The following is a 15,548-nucleotide window of genomic DNA, read 5'->3' as shown; positions in this document are numbered from 1 at the left end:
CTGCAGGGGGGACCCTGTGGGAGAGTAGGACGCCGCCGAACAATCATTCAGAAAAGCCCCTGATCCATCGGATCAGGGGCTTTTCGCATTTCCGGACCGTCTGAACAGTCAGGTGTTGCTCCCGCCACCGACAGGTGGTGCTAGGTCCACCCCGGAATTGGGGTGCCATGGCCAGTGTCCCGAGCGGGTCGTTCGTGAACACTGATGAAGGACGATCGGTACCGGCATCAGGAGCTTGCGTGACCACAGAGACTCGTACGAGCGGCACGTCCGTGCGTGCTCAGATGCGGGAGGCCCTCCAGGCCGGCGGCCAGGGGTTGGCCCGGCTGGCGCAGGCAGTGCTGGGCGCGGTACCGGGGTCCGTGCTGCCGGTGGGGGCCGCGATCTTCTCGGGGGTGGTGACGTCCCGGTTCTTGGAGTACTACTACGCGGCGACCTTGGTGGCCCTAGCGGTCGCGGCGGTCGTGGGCTCCGCGGTGGCCGCTGCCTGCGTCCGTCGGACCGCGGACCGTACCCGCGGGTTCCTGCAGCGCTGGTACGGCATCCGCCTGCCGGCGGTCTACGGTCCGCTGCCGAAGCTGGAGTCGGACGAACGCGGGCACTGGTGGACGGGTTACTCGTACCACCGCTCGCGGACGGTCGCGAAGTACGCGCAGCTGGTGCACTGGGGCCTGCGTGACCGGACCACCCGCGCCGAACTGCTCTGGCTGGTCGTGAATCCCGTCCTGGCCGTGGTCCTGGGCGGTGCCGTGGGCCTGCTGCTGGTGCTGGGCGCGGCCTTCGCACTGTCGGGCCCGGTGCCGACGGACGCGTTCGGTCCGATGAGCCCTCGGATGACGTCCATGGCGCTGAGTCTTCTGGTGGGGATCGGCATGGTCCTCGCCGGGATACTCCTGGCCCCTTACGCGGTGCGCGGGTACGCGGAGGCCGCCCGCAGGGTGCTGGACCAGGACGGTCGGGCGACGCACGCCCAGCTGGCCAAGCGGGTGGCCGAGCTGACCGAGACCCGGGCGGACGCGGTGGGCAGCCAGGCGGCCGAGTTGCGGCGGATCGAGCGCGATCTGCACGACGGTGCCCAGGCGCGACTGGTGGCGATCGGGATGACCCTGGGAACCATCGAGCACCTGATGGAAACCGACCAGGAGGCCGCGCGGGAACTCCTCTCCGAGGCGCGGCAGTCCTCCGCCCGGGCGCTGCAGGAGCTGCGGGACCTGGTCCGCGGCATCCACCCGCCGGTGCTCGCCGAGCGCGGACTCGGCGACGCCGTCCGGGCGTTGGCGCTGGACAGCGCACTGCCGACCGAGGTGTTCGTGAGCCTGCCGGACCGGCTGCCGGCCCCGGTCGAGGCGGCCGCCTACTTCAGCATCAGCGAGCTGCTGGCCAACGCGGCCAAGCACTCGGGGGCGGAGCAGGTGTGGGTGGACATCCTGTACCGGGCAGGGTTCCTGCGGATCACGGTGACGGACGACGGCGTGGGGGTGGCGGATCCCTCGCGGGGCACGGGCCTGCGCGGGATCGAGCGCCGATTGGGTACCTTCGACGGTGTCCTCGCCATCGACAGCACGTCGGGCGGTCCCACCACCATCACCTTGGAGTTGCCGTGCGAGTTGTCCTCGCCGAGGACCTCTACCTCCTCCGCGAAGGCCTGATCCGTCTGCTGGAAGCGCACGGCTTCACCATCGCCGCCGCGGTGGAGACCGGCCCAGAGCTGCTGGAGGCGCTGCTGACCCACCGCCCGGACGTGGCGGTGGTGGACGTCCGGCTGCCCCCGACGCTCACCGACGAGGGGCTCCAGGCCGCGCTCAAGGCACGCCGGGAGATCCGGGGCCTGCCGGTGCTGGTGCTCTCCCAGCACGTCCAGCAGCTGTACGCGCGGGAGCTGCTGGCCGACGGCACGGGCGGGATCGGCTACTTGCTGAAGGACCGGGTGTTCAACGCGGGGCAGTTCATCGACGCGGTCCGTCGGGTGGCCGCGGGCGGGACGGCGATGGACCCGGACGTGATCGCCCAGCTGATGCAGACCACCTCTCGCCGGCCCGGCCCGCTGCTCGGGCTGTCCCCGCGCGAGCGCGAGGTGCTGGAACTGATGGCCGAGGGTTGTTCGAACTCGGCGATCGCCGCCCGCCTGTCGGTGAGCGACGGCGCCGTGGCCAAGCACATCGCCAACATCTTCAGCAAGCTCGAACTCGCCCCGGACGAGGACGCCAACCGCCGGGTGATGGCCGTCCTGGCCCACCTCAACGGAACGACGGGGCAGAGCGGCTGACGGTCCGACCGGCCCGGACGTGCGGGGCGGCCGTACGGCGACAGTCCAGGCTGCGGAACAGCCGGAACAGGCGTACGAGTAAACTCCGGTGGGCCGAGCCCGGAGGTTGCTCAGCCGTCCGGCGGCCCGACTGACGGGAACCGGCAGCCGAGGCCCGTACGGCAGCAGCCGACATCCAGGGGTTGATAGACGTAATGGCACGCCCAACGCTCACCAAGGCTCACCGCGGCCTGCTCGGCCTGGTCGCGGCCGGCGCCTGCATCATCTCGGGCATCGGCTTCGCGGGCTCGTACAACGCGGTGCGCGAGCTGGCCATGGAGAAGGGTTTCGGTGCCTTCTCCTATGCCTTCCCGATCGGCGTCGACGCCGGCATCGTCGTGCTCCTCGCCCTCGACCTGGTGCTGACCTGGCTGCGGATCCCCTTCCCGATGCTGCGTCAGACCGCCTGGCTGCTGACCGTCGCCACGATCGCCTTCAACGCGGCCGCCTCCTGGGGCGACCCGCTCGGCATGGGGATGCACGCCGTCATCCCGGTGCTGTTCGTCGTCGTGGTCGAGGCCTCCCGGCACGCGGTCGGCCGGATCGCGGCGATCACCGCGGACCGTCACATGGAATCGGTCCGGGTGATGCGCTGGCTGCTCTCCCCGGTGCCGACCTTCCGGCTCTGGCGGCGGATGAAGCTCTGGGAGCTCCGCTCCTACGACGAGGTCATCCGGCTGGAGCAGAACCGGCTGGTCTACCGGGCCCAGCTGCGGTTCCGCTACGGCCGTGGCTGGCGTCGCTCGGCCCCGATCCAGGCGCTGCTGCCGCTCAAGCTCGCCAAGTTCGGTGTCCCCCTGGACCCGTCGCTGCTCGACCGGCTGGACGAGGAGGCCCGCGAGCGCGAGACCAAGGAGACCCTGGCGGGGCAGGGGCCCCAGGAGCTCGAAACCCCGGTCGAGCAGAACCGGACCGCGGCGGCCATCGCCCCGGCGGTGCCGGCGGTCGGCGATCCGGCCGCCGCTCCCGCGGGAGCCCGGCCGCACGCGGCCCAGCGGACCCAGCCGGGGCAGCCTCACCAGCCGCAGCTCCAGCAGGACCAGCAGCTGCAGCAGAGCCAGCCCGAGCCGGCCCAGGCCGGACACTCCGTCCAGGACCAGTCCCAGGCCCCCGGTCCCGCTGCCGCCGCGCCGTTGTCGCCCGAGGTCGCCGCACCGATGCTGGCGAAGCTGCACGCCGTCCGGCTGCGCGTCGCCCATGAGCCGGAGGAGGCGGAGAACGGTGCCCCGCAGGGGCGCGGCGAGGAGCTGAACGTCTGGACCGCGCGTCCGGTCCGTACCACCGGTCACTCGGTCGACGCCGCCCCGGGCGGCCGGGTGCCCGGCCAGGCCTCGCCGTGGTTCAAGCCGCCGCGCCCGGGCGCCGATGAGCCCGTCCCCGCCGCCGCGTCCGCCCCCGCTGCCCCCGCCCCCGCTCACCCGGCGCCGGCGCCCCGGCCGCAGTCCCAGCACCCGGCCGCCCCGCAGCCGCAGGCCGAGTCGACCGTCGAGCCGCAGTACCGTCAGTCGGCCGCCCAGGGCGAGCACCACGCCCAGCCCGAGCAGCCCGCTCCGGCCGAGGAGCCCGCCCCAGCCGCGCACACCGAACCCCACCCGGAGGCGGTGCCGCTCGACCAGGACATCGCCTACGACGCCCTGGTCTCCTACATCGACAACCACGGCCACCAGCCCGACCCGCCGCGCCTCGCGGCCTGGCTGACCGCCGAGTACGGCATCACCGGCAAGGGGCCGGACGGCTCGGTCCACCCCAAGGAGGTCGCCGAGCTCTACCCGCAGCTGCGCGACCGGTACGCCGCCGCCGGAAGGGACTGAGCCGCACCGACACCGGCCGTCCACCGCTCGGTCGGCCATTGACGCCGGACCCCACCGGAGCTACGTTCGCCTCAACAGATTGTTGAAGCGCTGGTTCGGCATGGAGGAGTGCGGATGTCGCAGGTCGAGGTCGACGGAACCGGACCGACGGGTGAGGCCTCCTTCTCCGCCGCCGCCCGCGACGCCGTGGAGGCGCTGCTCGCCCCGGTGGACGCCGACCTGGCGCGCCGCTATCCGGGCGACTCCGGTACCCGGCAGCCGGTCCACACCGTCTACGTCCCCGCCGACGCCTTCGGCGCCGACACCGTACGGGAGTGGGGCCGCCAGGCCCTGGATGTCTTCGACACCCACGCCGGCACCCCCGCCGAGCTGGCCCGCGCCCTCGGCGTCGCCGACGACGAACTGCTCGCCGACGTGCACGCCCGGGTGCGCGCCAAGCTGGAGCGCGAGCCGGTCGAGGACCTGCGGATCGACTTCGAGGACGGCTACGGCCCCCGCCCGGACGCCGAGGAGGACGCCGCCGCCGTCCGGGCCGCCGAGCTGGTCGCGGCCGCGGTGGCCGAGGGCAGCGCGCCGCCCTACCTCGGCATCCGGATCAAGTGCATGGAAGCGCCCGTCCGCGCCCGCGGCATCCGCACCCTGGAGCTGTTCCTCGCCACCCTGCTGGCGAACGGCGGCCTGCCCGAGGGCCTGGTGCTGACCCTTCCCAAGGTCACCTACGCCGAGCAGGTCACCGCGCTGGTCCGACTGCTGGAGGACTTCGAGCGCCGGGCCCGGCTGCCCGCCGGGCGGATCGGCTTCGAGATCCAGATCGAGACCACCCAGGCGATCCTCGGCCCGGACGGCCGCGCCACCGTCGCCCTCATGATCGAGGCCGCCGAGGGCCGCGCCACCGGCCTGCACTACGGCACCTTCGACTACAGCGCCTCCTGCGGCGTCAGCGCGGCCTACCAGAGCATGGCCCACCCGGTCGCCGACCACGCCAAGGCGGTCATGCAGGTGGCCGCGGCCGGGACCGGGGTCCGGCTCTCCGACGGCTCGACCAACGTGATCCCCACGGGTTCCGCCGAGCAGGTGCACGCCGCCTGGAAGCTCCACCACGACCTGGTCCGCCGCTCCCTGGCCCGCGCCTACTACCAGGGCTGGGACATGCATCCGGCGCACCTGCCGACCCGCTACGTCGCGGTGTACTCCTTCTACCGCGAGGGCCTGGCGACCGCCGCAGCCCGGCTGGCCGCGTACGTCGCCAAGGCGGGCGGCGACGTGATGGACGAGCCGGCCACCGCCCGGGCGCTCAGCGGCTACCTGCTGCGCGGCCTGGACTGCGGTGCCGTCGACCCGGCCGAGGTCACCGCGCTGACCGGCCTGGACCGCGCCCGGCTGGACGCGCTCGCCGGCCGCTGACCCCCGGCCCGCCCGTCCCCGGCTACTGACCCGGCCGTTGAGCCCGGTTGCTGACCCGGCCGTCGACCCCGGCCACCTCCCGGTCCCGGCCGATCCGGCGACCGCCCGTCGTGCTCCGGAAGGCACACCCTAGGCTGGCAGTGCCGCCCCGGACGCCGGGGTGTGCGCCGCCAGCCGTCGCCGTTCCCGGGAGAACCACCGCGCCATGTCCGTCATGCCGGAACCGACCGCCAGGCCGTACCTCACCATCCGGCGGGCCGGCAGCCACGAGACCGAGATCAAGAAGTCCCGCTTCATCTGCCACCTGGCCCGGGTCTGCGACGAGGACGAGGCGCAGGCCTTCATCGCCGGCATCCGGAAGCAGTACTGGGACGCCCGGCACAACTGCACCGCCTTCGTGGTCGGCGACGACCAGCGTCGCGAGCGTTCCAGCGACGACGGCGAGCCCGGCGGCACGGCCGGGGTGCCGATGCTGGAGGTCCTGCGCCGACGCGGCTTGACCGACACCGTAGCCGTGGTGACCAGGTACTTCGGCGGGATCAAGCTCGGTGCGGGCGGTCTGGTGCGGGCCTACGGGAACGCGGTGTCGGAGGCGGTCGACGAGGTCGGTCTGCTGGAGCGGCGACCGGTCGCGCTGCTCGCCGTGACGGCGGACCACGTGCGCGCCGGGCGGGTGGAGAACGACCTGCGGGCCGCCGGGTACGCGGTGAGCGGCCTCGCGTACGAGGCGGCCGGGGTGCGGATCGAGGTGGGCGTGCCGGAGCCGGAGGTGGCCGGGTTCCACACCTGGCTGGCGGAGGCGACCGGGGGTACGGCGGTGGCGGTACCGGCCGGCCGCACCTACGTCGAGGTGCCGGTCTGATGCCCGGTCCGCTGGGTCCCCTCCCGTAGCCGAGCAGTTGCGCCACGCGGAAGACGTCTTGAACAGATTCACTCGAACGTAGCGTCGTGACCCGGAGTTGGAACTTCCGCTCCGGGCCGTGGCGTTTCCTGGGCAAGGATCCGGTCGAACCGGACGAAAACCATCGATGGAGGACACCAGACCCCACCCCGCACCGCGGAGGTATGTGCATGACCTCAGACCGCTCGCCGTCGCCCGCCGGTGCCGACCTACCCGGCGCCCGTGGCCCCGCGACCCCCTACCGGATGACCGTCACCACCGCCCTCCCGCACGCCGAGGCCGTCGCCCTGGCCGACGAGCAGCTCGCCTCCTGGCTGAAGCAGGAGGGCTGCGAGGAGCCCCCGCCCATCTCCGGTGCCGCAGCGGGAGCGCTCCCCGCCGCCGAACGCCTGCGTCTGGGCGAGCGCGTCCTGCTGGACCGCGACCACGGACCGCTGCGTGGCGGCCCGGGCGCCGGCCGCTACGACCGCCGCCGCCTGCGCACCCCGGCCCCGCACGGTACCCGACAGCTCACCCTCACCGTGGCCACCGGCGCCGGGGGCCCCACCTGGTTCCGGCTGGAGGCCGAGACCCACCACACCGGCAGCGGGGTGCGGACCCCCTGCCGGGTGCCGGTCCCCGAGCTCGCCCGCACCCTCCTCCCGCTGCTGGACGCCGCCGACGGCCCGGCCGCCGTCCACCCCGTCCCCCGGGTGATCACGGCCGACGAGGTCGACGACCTGATCGACGAGCTGTGCGACCCGGAGCGCCGACTGCCCACCGTGGTCGCCAGCGTCCCGGTGAACCTCCCGCTCGACCACTGGGTCCAGCAGGTGGTCCGCCCGCTCTGCCGACAGCTTCCCGGCCTCGCCACCGCCTACGTGCTGGATCCGGAGGCCCGCACCGGGTTCAACGTGGCGCTGGAGTACCACACCGTGTACGGCGGTGCGGTGCGCACCTACCTGCCCGAGGTCGATCCGGCCTCCCGGCAGGACGGCGCCCGGCACCCGGTGCTCGCCCGGGGCCGAATAGAGCAGGACCTCCGCCGCGCCGCCGGACTGCTCGCCCGGGAGCCGCGCCGCCTCGCCGCCGACCAGCCGCTGCCGCCGACGCTGGCCGCCGTTCCGGTGCTGCGCGTCCCGCCCCCGCAGTTGCGCCCGGCCGCCTACCCGACGACCGGGGTCGGGGCCGGGGCCGCGCTCGCGGTAACGGGCACGGCCGCGACCGTGGGCCGAGCCGTCGATCCGGTGGTCGATCAGGCTGCCGATCCGGCCGCCGAACTGGCCGCGCTCGCCCGCGAGGAGCAGCAGGACCGCGCCGAGCAGCAGGCCAGGGCCGACGAACTGGAGCGGGTCCGGCACACCCTCCACCTGGAGCGCCGTGACCGCGGCCAGACCAGGGAGGCCCACGAGGTCCGTCTCCGCACCGGCACGCGGGCGTCCCTGACCGGTCGTCACTGCACCGGCCCGGGCGGCACCGGCCGTCGCGGCGCCGCCCAGTCCGCCGGGTGCCCGGCCAAGCCCGAGACCTTCACGGAACTCCTCGCCAGGATCGCCGAGTTCCCGCTGCTCACCTTCACCGGCGACCAGAAGAGCGCTCTCGCCCTGGACGGGCTCCAGTGCGCCGGTGCCGGCTGGGCCCGGCTCGCCTGGGACGGCCTGACGGCCCTGCAGGAGTACGCGGAGGCGGCCGTGCGCGGCGCGGCCGGCGGCGACTTCAAGCAGTGGTGCGAGCACACCCCGGACGGCTGCCACCGCTTCCCGCCCCGCAAGGCGGTGCGCGGGGAGTCCCGGACGGTGTTCAGCCACACCAAGTGGAAGCGCGAACGGATGCTGCCGGTGCCGGAGTGCGTGGCAGCCTCCCGGCGCGCGTTCATGGGCGCGCACCTGCGGATCGGCGGCGGCCGCACCGCACCCCGGCTGCACTATCTGGACGACTGCTCCGGCAGTGGCCGGATCTATGTCGGCTACATCGGCCTGCACCTCACCAACACCCGGACCAACTGACCGGCTTGGCTGACCGCCGCGCCCGTTCGGTGGACAATGTCCGGCAGGGGTGGGGCCGCGGGCCGGTCGGTCGCCCCGGGCAGGCGCCGGACGAGCATGGGGGAACGACGACCGATGCAGTACTCAGCAGACGGCCAGTCCGACGGCACCGCCACCGCCCAGTTCCCCCAACCGGGCTTCCTCGCCTCGGTCTTCCGCGACCTCGGCGCCGACGAGGGCCCGGAGCCGGACGATGCCGGGGGCCGGGCCACGCCCGGCCGCCCCGGCGCGGACCCCGCCTGGGACGGCTCGCAGTTCCCCGGCAGCCAGCCCGACCCCTCTTACCCGTCCGATCCCTCCGACCCGAACGCCGCGGACCCGAACCACCACCATCCGCACCCCGCCGACCCGGACTCCACCGACCCCGGTGAGGCCATCGCGGCGCACGCCCGGGCCGCCGCCCTCACCCACCACCGCACGCTCACCGTCCAGGCGGAGCACGACCGGCTGGCCGACCTGCTGCGGCGGGCCGCGCTGCCCGTCTCGGCCATGGACTTCGAGAGCCAGCTGCGCCACTACGAGCCCCGCCCCTATCCGGCCGACGGCCCGGGGGTCGACGAGGGGTCGGAGCCCCGCTGGGAGGACTTCGCCCCCGCCGAGCCGGCCGCCGCCGACCCGGAGGGCGGCCCCTCCCGCCGGCTGCTGGACTCCGGCTACCAACGGGAACTGGCCCAGGCCCGGCTCACCCACCAGCGTGCCCTGCGCGAGTGGCGCACCCGCCGGGCCGAGGCGGGCAGCCCGGCGGCGGACGAGTCCCGGCGCGCCCACGAAGCCGCCGAGGAGGCCCGGGCCCGCGCGGTGCGCGAGTACAACGAGAGCCTGGAGGAGTGCCGGCGCGCCTACCGGCTGGCCGAACCGGCGGCCGTGGAGTCGCTGCTGGAGCGCGCGCTGGCCGCCGCCGAGACCGCCACCCAGGACCTGCCGGCCCCCTGCCGGGCGGTCTTCCGGCCGCTCACCCGCACCGCCGTGCTGGACCTCGACCTGCCCCCGCTCGACCTGGTGCCCTCGCTCACCGGCTACCGGCTCGCCGCCGACGGCGACATCGTCCCGGTGCCCCGTCCGCCCGCGGACCGGGCCACCGACTACCTGCGGCTGGTCGCCCGGCTCGCGCTGCGCTCGCTGCAGGCCGCCGACGCCGTGGACACCGACGAGATACTCGCCGGCGTCGTCCTCAACGGCTGGCTGCGCGAGCCCGGCGCGGCCGAGCCGCTCTGCCTGCTCAGCGTGGACGCCGACCGGGACGCGCTGGCCCGCACCCGGCTGCTGCCGCCGGAGACCCCGTACGAGGACCGCGACGACGAGGGCGTCTACGCCGACGCCGAGCAGGACGAGGCGCTGGTCCGGCTGCGCCAGCTCGGCGCCGCCGTCACCCCGGACCCGTACGCCCGGACGGTCGTCCGGCCGGCCGCCCAGGCCGGTGCCACCGTCCCGGCCGCGCCCGACCTGTCCGCCAACGAGTTCGCCCACCTGGTGCGCGACCTGCTGATCCGGGGCGGCCTCGCCGAGTGGAGCGTACGGCTGCGCGGCCCGGCCGGGCTGGTCGCCACCGGCGAGGGCACCCCCGGCAGCGCACTGCCCGGCCGGTGGGTGGTCTGGGCTTCCAGGGACACCGCGGCGGTCGGCGTGGAGCAGATCGAGACCCTGGCCGAGGCGGTCCGTGAGGAGTCCGCCGAACGCGGCCTGCGGCTGACCACCGGCCGCTTCGCCGAGGAGGCCCTGGACCTCACCGCGGAGGAGGGCCACCGGCACATCCACCTGATCGACGGCGACGGCGTCCGCGAACTCGCCCGCACCCGCCTCGGCCTGCCGCTCGCCGCCGGCCACTGACCGAGGCCCGGGACCGGCCTCCACAACCTGCCCCTGGCGACCGGCCCCGCAACCTGCCCCCGGCAACCCGCCCCCGCAACCCGCCCCCGCACCGGGGGCGGTCCGGTCCGACCGGGAGTTCACTCCGACGGCCCACCCGGCGGGCGCCCCTCCGGGCCCGGACCAAGGCTGAGGGGACCAGGCCGACGGGACCGTGCGGAGCAGCCGGCCGAGCCCCCGGTACCCCCCGGGCAACCACCGTCGAACGGCCGTCCGGTACGGTCGTCGGTCGGCCCGGTCACGGGCGGACCCCAGGGGAAGAGGAATGGGCAGAACGCTCGGCAGACCACACGACGGCACCGGCCATCCCGCGGGCCCGGCCACTCCGCCCACTCCGGCGCTCCCGGAACCCTCGACCGCCACGGCGGCGGAGGCGGCTCGATGACCGCCGTCCTGGTCGCCGCCGGAGCGTTCCTGATGACGCTGATCGGCGGCTTCGTCGCCCAGCGCACCGGCGACCGCCGCCACCTGGTGCTCGGCTTCGCCGCCGGCCTGATGCTCGGCGTGGTCGCCTTCGACCTGCTGCCCGAGGCCATCCACCAGGCACCGGGCGAGGTGCACGGCGTGCCCCAGGCGCTGCTGATGTTCGCGGGCGGCTTCCTGACCATCCACGTGATCGAACGCGCCGTCGCGATTCACCGCGGCCACGAGAGCGAGTACGCCGAGCACACCCACGGCGGCCACCACCACGGCCACGCCCACCACTCCGGGCACCAGGGCATCGGCCTGACCGCGGCGCTGGCCCTGGTCGGACACAGCGTGATGGACGGCTTCGCGATCGGCGCCGCCTTCCAGGCCGGCACCACCGTCGGCACCGTGGTGGCCATCGCGGTGGTCGCCCACGACTTCGCCGACGGCTTCAACACGTACACGATCACCCGGCTGTACGGGAACAACCGGCGCCGGGCGCTGACCCTGCTCGCGGCCGACGCGCTGGCCCCGGTCTCCGGCGCCGCGATCACGCTGGCCTTCACCATCCCGGAGCATCTGCTCGGCCTCTACCTGGGCTTCTTCTCGGGCTTCCTGCTCTACCTGGCGACCTCCGACATCCTCCCCGAGGCACACAGCCCGCACCCCTCGCGCAGCACCCTGCTGTGCACGGTGGCCGGCGTCGGCTTCATGTGGCTCGTCATCGGTCTCGCGAGCTGACACCGCCGGTCCGGTCCCGCCGCTACCGCCGCTGCGCCTCCTCGACCGCTCCCCAGCAGTCCCGCATCGCCGCCAGCGCCTCGGTGATCGCCGGCCGCCGGGAGGCCTGGGTCCGCCAGAGCGCGAACACCCGCCGGCTCGGCTGTGAGGCGACCGGCCGGGCCGCCACCCCGGTCGGCAGCGGGCCACGGCCGAGCCGGGGCACCACGGCCATCCCCAGACCGGCCGCCACCAGCGCGATCTGGGTCTCGAAGTCGCCGACCTGGTAGAGCACGTCCGGCTCCTCGCCGGCCTCGCGCAGCGTGCGGACCAGCCAGTCGTGGCAGATGTTGCCCGGCGGCACGCTGATCCAGCGCTGCCCGCACAGCCGTTCCACCGGTACCGCGTCCAGCGCCGCCAGCTCGTCCCCGGCGGGCAGCACCAGGTCCACCGGGTCCGTCCCGAGGTCCAGCCGGGAGAGCCCCTCCTGCACCGGCAGCGGCACGCTCGGCCAGTCCTGCACCAGCGCGAGATCCACCTCGCCCCGCGCCACCAGCTCCGCCGCCGGGTAGGGGTCGCTCTCCAGCAACCGGACGTCCAGCTCCGGGCAGCGCCCTCGCAGCCCGGCCAGCACCCCGGGCATCAGCCCGCGCGCCCCGGTCGCGAAGGCGGCCACCAGCAGCCGTCCGACCGCCTGCCCGCGCTGCTCCTCCAGCCGCACCTCGGCCTGCTCCACCAGCCCCAGCACCGTCCGCGCGGTGGCGGCCAGCTCGCGGGCCGCGTCGGTCAGCACCACGCCCCGGCCCTGCCGCTCCAGCAGCACGGTGCGGGTCTCCCGCTCCAGCTTGGCGATCTGCTGCGAGACCGCCGAGGGCGTGAAGCCGAGCGCGGCCGCCGCTCCGCCGACCGAACCGTGCACCGCCACGGCGTGCAGCGCCCGCAGGCGCCCCAGATCCATCATGCAGCGATCCTAAAGCGTTCCCTTCAGAATTCATCGCTGGTGCTACACGTTCCCGCGCCGCCATGCTCGACCCATGACCGCAACCCCCGCCGCTCCGGTCGGCGCGAGCATGAGTCCCCGTCACATCGCCCTGGCCGTCCTGGTGGCCGCCGTCTGGGGCCTCAACTTCGTCCTGATCCACGTCGGCCTGGACAGTTTCCCGCCGCTGCTCTTCTGCGCCCTGCGCTTCGCCGTGGTCGCCGTCCCGGCCGTCTTCTTCGTCGGCCCGCCCAGGGTGGCCTGGCGCTGGGTGCTGGCGGTCGGCCTGGTCCTCGGGGTGGTCAAGTTCGGGCTGCTCTTCCTCGGCATGCACGCCGGGATGCCGGCCGGCCTCTCCTCCCTGGTGCTCCAGGGCCAGGCCGGCTTCACCGCGCTGTTCGCCGCCGTGCTGCTGCGCGAGCGCCCCGGCCGGCGCCGGCTGCTCGGCCTGGCGACCGCCTTCGCAGGCATCGCCCTGAGCGCCCTCGACCAGGGCCTCGGCGGCCCGTTCGGCGCCTTCGTGCTGGTCGTGCTGGCGGCCGCCGCCTGGGGCCTGGCCAACGTGCTGACCCGCAGGGCCTCGCCGCCGGACGCGCTGCGCTGGATGGTCTGGGTCAGCGCCGTCCCGCCGCTGCCGCTGCTGGCCCTGTCCCTGCTGGTCGAGGGCCCGGACGCGGACCTCCGCGCGCTGCGCGGGATGACCCTCGGCGGGCTCGGCACGATCGGGTACGTCGGGCTGCTCTCCACCCTGTTCGGCTTCGTCGCCTGGAGCTACCTGCTGCGCCGTTACGACGCGACCGCCGTCGCGCCCTACTCGCTGCTGGTGCCGGTGTTCGGGATGTCCTCGGCCTGGCTGCTGCTCGGCGAGCGGATCAGCCCGACGGCCGCCGCGGCCGCCGTGCTGGTGATCGCCGGGATCGGGATCACCGCGCTGCGCCCGGGGGCGCCGTCCGCGGCGGCGGCCCGGCTGCGAGGAAGCGGGCCTCGGCGGCGCGCAGCACTCGCAGCAGCACCTCCTCGTCCTCGGGGCTGACGTCGCCGAAGTACTCCTGCGCCACCTCGTCCCGGACCTGCCCGATCCGCTCCAGCGCCGCGCGTCCGGCCTCGGTCAGCAGGATCCGGACCGCCCGCCGGTCGGCCGGGTCGGGGCGGCGCTCGACCAGCCCGGCCTCCTCCAGCGCGTCGACCACCGTCGTCGCCGAGCGCGGGGCGATGTGCAGCTTCTCGGCGAGGTCGCTCAGCCGCATCGCGTGGTCCGGTGTCTCGCAGCCGGGCGCGTGGGCGAGCGTGCGCAGCGCCCGGGCCTGGCCGGGGGTGATGCCGTACGGCTCCAGCCGCCAGCCGGTCTGGCGGCGGATCCGCTTGATCGCCCTGGTCATGGTGTCCGCGAGTTCGGCGGCGCTGCCGGGGGCGCCGGGCCGGGGGCCGGGGGAGGGGTCCGCCGGGCCGGCGGGTGGCGTGGTGGTCATCGGCGGTCTCCTCGGCTGGCGTCGGGCCAAGCGTATCGGCCGGTCCCGGGCCTGCGGCCGACGGTGGAAAGTGGTCGGAGAAATATGTTGAGCTTAGCTCAGCATCTACGTTAAGGTGCTCCTAAGTGAGGGGACCCTAAGTTCCTTCCTGTCCTATGGAGCATCCATGCCCGTTTCCACCGCCCGGGTCGCCACCGACCGCCCCGCCCGCTACGCCAAGCAGCTCGCCGCCCACATGAGCCGCCGGATCGAGGCCTCCTTCTCCCCGGAGACCGGCCACGGCACCCTGGTCTTCCGCGCCGGCACCGCCACCCTGGAGGCCCAGGCGGACGCGCTGCTGCTCACCGTCGAGGGCGAGCGCGACAAGCTGCCCGAGCTGGAGGACGTCGTCGGCCGCCACCTCGTGCGGTTCGGTGCCCGCGACGAACTCGTCGTCGAATGGCACCGCGACAACGGCGAGGCCGGCCTCGTCCACCGCAACGACGAGGACGCCCCCGAGGCCTGACCCCCTCAGGTGCCGGGCCGGGGCAGCCACCGGTCGAGCACCCACAGCACCACGGCCGCCAGGCACCAGCTCGCCACCACGTCCAGCAGCCAGTGGAAGCTGCTCCACACCAGCCCCGCACCCACCCCGAGCGCCGACGCCACCGCCCCCACGGTCAGCCACCGGCCGGTCCGCGCCCCCGCCGCCCGGGCCAGCAGCAGTGCCGCCACGCCGTACGAGAACGCCGCCGTCGCGGTGTGCCCGGACGGGAACCAGCCCCACTGCCCCGGCAGCAGCGGATCCCCGAGCGGGCCGGGCCGGGCGAACGCCGCCTTCGCCGGAACCACCAGCAGCGGGATCAGCGCCGCGGTCGACGCCGCCACCGGCAGCGGAAGCCACCAGCGTGCCGCCCCCGCCCGGCGCCACCACCGGGCGGCGAGCACCCCGGCCGCCAGCAGCACCGGAACGGCGAGCGCACCGTCGCCCAGATCCGACAGCAGGTGGCCCAGGTGGTCGAGCAGGGCGCTCGGGTGGTCCCGGTGGGACGACCGGACGGCCGCGCGGACCGAGCGGTCCAGCCCGAGCAGCGGCCCGTCCACCGCCACCTGCCAGGACACCGCCAGCAGCAGCACCGCCGCCACCCCCGGCACCTTCACCGACCGGGCCGTCCGCGCCACCCGGCCCGGAACGGCGGACAGCCGCCCCGGAGCAGGGGGGAGAGCTCCGGGGCGGCTCTGATGATCGCCGTTCCGCGCGCCCCGGGGGGTGTGGGTCGGACGGTCGGTCGATCGGCCTTCGGTGTGTGCCGACCCTCGCGGGGCGGCCTGGTTGTCCTCGCGGTGCCCGCGCGGACCCGCCCCTCGGGGAGGCTCCGCGGACGAATCCGCCGATGGCAGAGGCTCGCTGTCCATCTGTGATGACACTACGTCAACCACCCTTCCACGCCGAGCGCCTCCAGCGATTCCGCACATCATCTTCACCCCGCTCCGGACAACCCCCGGAGGGTCCCGTCGATCATGCCCGAGCCGCCCGCGGGCGCCCCCGGCGAACCGAACGGCCCGTGGGGACCAGGGTCCCCACGGGGCGGGTGGGGCTGGGCGGGCATACCCCCGGGCGGGGGGTTGGGCCGGGGTACGGGCGGGGTGTCACGCAGGAGGGGGGAGGGGCGGAGGGAGTG

Annotated in this window: 13 protein-coding genes; 10 read left to right on the top strand and 3 right to left on the bottom strand. The window is 74.7% G+C overall.

Annotation, left to right across the window (positions count from 1 at the left end; genetic code table 11):
* Positions 1 to 239: 239 nt before the first annotated feature.
* The 8 genes from ACFV1W_RS34450 to ACFV1W_RS34415 all read left to right on the top strand — a co-directional run bounded on the left by ACFV1W_RS34450 (position 240) and on the right by ACFV1W_RS34415 (position 11,460).
* A complete protein-coding gene (locus ACFV1W_RS34450) occupies positions 240 to 1,649 on the top strand; it encodes a histidine kinase (RefSeq protein ID WP_380421203.1) in 1,410 nt (469 codons plus the stop codon).
* The gene (locus tag ACFV1W_RS34445; protein WP_380421202.1) at positions 1,601 to 2,266 is read left to right on the top strand and encodes a LuxR C-terminal-related transcriptional regulator; all 666 of its coding nucleotides are present in this window, start codon (positions 1,601 to 1,603) and stop codon (positions 2,264 to 2,266) included. Before ACFV1W_RS34450 ends, ACFV1W_RS34445 begins: the two co-directional genes overlap by 49 nt.
* A 194-nt stretch (positions 2,267 to 2,460) precedes the next feature.
* Entirely contained in the window at positions 2,461 to 4,116 is a 1,656-nt protein-coding gene (locus ACFV1W_RS34440; protein ID WP_380421201.1) for a DUF2637 domain-containing protein, read from the top strand.
* Positions 4,117 to 4,230: 114 nt separating this feature from the next.
* Positions 4,231 to 5,520: a DUF6986 family protein gene (locus ACFV1W_RS34435; RefSeq protein WP_380421200.1), complete on the top strand. Its 1,290-nt coding sequence runs from the start codon at positions 4,231 to 4,233 to the stop codon at positions 5,518 to 5,520.
* A gap of 214 nt (positions 5,521 to 5,734) precedes the next feature.
* The gene (locus ACFV1W_RS34430; protein ID WP_380421199.1) at positions 5,735 to 6,382 is read left to right on the top strand and encodes a YigZ family protein; all 648 of its coding nucleotides are present in this window, start codon (positions 5,735 to 5,737) and stop codon (positions 6,380 to 6,382) included.
* Positions 6,383 to 6,591: 209 nt separating this feature from the next.
* Positions 6,592 to 8,406: a hypothetical protein gene (locus ACFV1W_RS34425; protein ID WP_380421198.1), complete on the top strand. Its 1,815-nt coding sequence runs from the start codon at positions 6,592 to 6,594 to the stop codon at positions 8,404 to 8,406.
* 114 nt (positions 8,407 to 8,520) lie between these two features.
* Positions 8,521 to 10,272: a restriction endonuclease gene (locus ACFV1W_RS34420; RefSeq protein WP_380421197.1), complete on the top strand. Its 1,752-nt coding sequence runs from the start codon at positions 8,521 to 8,523 to the stop codon at positions 10,270 to 10,272.
* Positions 10,273 to 10,692: 420 nt separating this feature from the next.
* Positions 10,693 to 11,460, top strand: coding sequence for a ZIP family metal transporter (locus ACFV1W_RS34415; RefSeq protein WP_380421196.1), 768 nt, complete (start codon positions 10,693 to 10,695; stop codon positions 11,458 to 11,460).
* 22 nt (positions 11,461 to 11,482) lie between these two features.
* Here ACFV1W_RS34415 and ACFV1W_RS34410 read toward each other — a convergent pair whose 3' ends face one another.
* Entirely contained in the window at positions 11,483 to 12,400 is a 918-nt protein-coding gene (locus tag ACFV1W_RS34410; RefSeq protein WP_380421195.1) for a LysR family transcriptional regulator, read from the bottom strand.
* Between the two features lie 73 nt (positions 12,401 to 12,473).
* Here ACFV1W_RS34410 and ACFV1W_RS34405 point away from each other — a divergent pair, with 73 nt between their 5' ends.
* Positions 12,474 to 13,451 carry an EamA family transporter gene (locus tag ACFV1W_RS34405; RefSeq protein WP_380421194.1) on the top strand — a complete coding sequence of 326 codons (978 nt, stop codon included), beginning with the start codon at positions 12,474 to 12,476 and terminating at the stop codon, positions 13,449 to 13,451.
* Here the strand turns inward: ACFV1W_RS34405 and ACFV1W_RS34400 are convergent.
* Entirely contained in the window at positions 13,342 to 13,887 is a 546-nt protein-coding gene (locus tag ACFV1W_RS34400; protein WP_380421193.1) for a MarR family winged helix-turn-helix transcriptional regulator, read from the bottom strand. The two genes, ACFV1W_RS34405 and ACFV1W_RS34400, sit on opposite strands and share 110 nt — an antisense overlap.
* 166 nt (positions 13,888 to 14,053) lie before the next feature.
* Between ACFV1W_RS34400 and ACFV1W_RS34395 the strand changes: the two genes are divergently transcribed.
* A complete protein-coding gene (locus ACFV1W_RS34395) occupies positions 14,054 to 14,392 on the top strand; it encodes a DUF2218 domain-containing protein (RefSeq protein ID WP_380421192.1) in 339 nt (112 codons plus the stop codon).
* 5 nt (positions 14,393 to 14,397) lie between these two features.
* Here the strand turns inward: ACFV1W_RS34395 and ACFV1W_RS34390 are convergent, their stop codons facing one another.
* Positions 14,398 to 15,012, bottom strand: coding sequence for a phosphatase PAP2 family protein (locus ACFV1W_RS34390; protein WP_380421191.1), 615 nt, complete (start codon positions 15,010 to 15,012; stop codon positions 14,398 to 14,400).
* Positions 15,013 to 15,548: the final 536 nt, after the last annotated feature.

The sequence above is a fragment of the Kitasatospora sp. NPDC059648 genome (assembly GCF_042734825.1).
GTDB lineage: Bacteria > Actinomycetota > Actinomycetes > Streptomycetales > Streptomycetaceae > Kitasatospora.
This window is presented reverse-complemented; position numbering and strand designations above follow the sequence as displayed.

Excerpts from the sequence above, each read along its gene's own strand:
- ACFV1W_RS34415 (WP_380421196.1), top strand. The coding sequence starts at position 10,693 with ATGACCGCCGTCCTGGTCGCCGCCGGAGCGTTCCTGATGACGCTGATC.
- ACFV1W_RS34405 (WP_380421194.1), top strand. The coding sequence starts at position 12,474 with ATGACCGCAACCCCCGCCGCTCCGGTCGGCGCGAGCATGAGTCCCCGT.
- ACFV1W_RS34425 (WP_380421198.1), top strand. The coding sequence starts at position 6,592 with ATGACCTCAGACCGCTCGCCGTCGCCCGCCGGTGCCGACCTACCCGGC.
- ACFV1W_RS34410 (WP_380421195.1), bottom strand. The coding sequence starts at position 12,400 with ATGATGGATCTGGGGCGCCTGCGGGCGCTGCACGCCGTGGCGGTGCAC.
- ACFV1W_RS34400 (WP_380421193.1), bottom strand. The coding sequence starts at position 13,887 with ATGACCACCACGCCACCCGCCGGCCCGGCGGACCCCTCCCCCGGCCCC.
- ACFV1W_RS34395 (WP_380421192.1), top strand. The coding sequence starts at position 14,054 with ATGCCCGTTTCCACCGCCCGGGTCGCCACCGACCGCCCCGCCCGCTAC.
- ACFV1W_RS34430 (WP_380421199.1), top strand. The coding sequence starts at position 5,735 with ATGCCGGAACCGACCGCCAGGCCGTACCTCACCATCCGGCGGGCCGGC.
- ACFV1W_RS34435 (WP_380421200.1), top strand. The coding sequence starts at position 4,231 with ATGTCGCAGGTCGAGGTCGACGGAACCGGACCGACGGGTGAGGCCTCC.
- ACFV1W_RS34420 (WP_380421197.1), top strand. The coding sequence starts at position 8,521 with ATGCAGTACTCAGCAGACGGCCAGTCCGACGGCACCGCCACCGCCCAG.
- ACFV1W_RS34440 (WP_380421201.1), top strand. The coding sequence starts at position 2,461 with ATGGCACGCCCAACGCTCACCAAGGCTCACCGCGGCCTGCTCGGCCTG.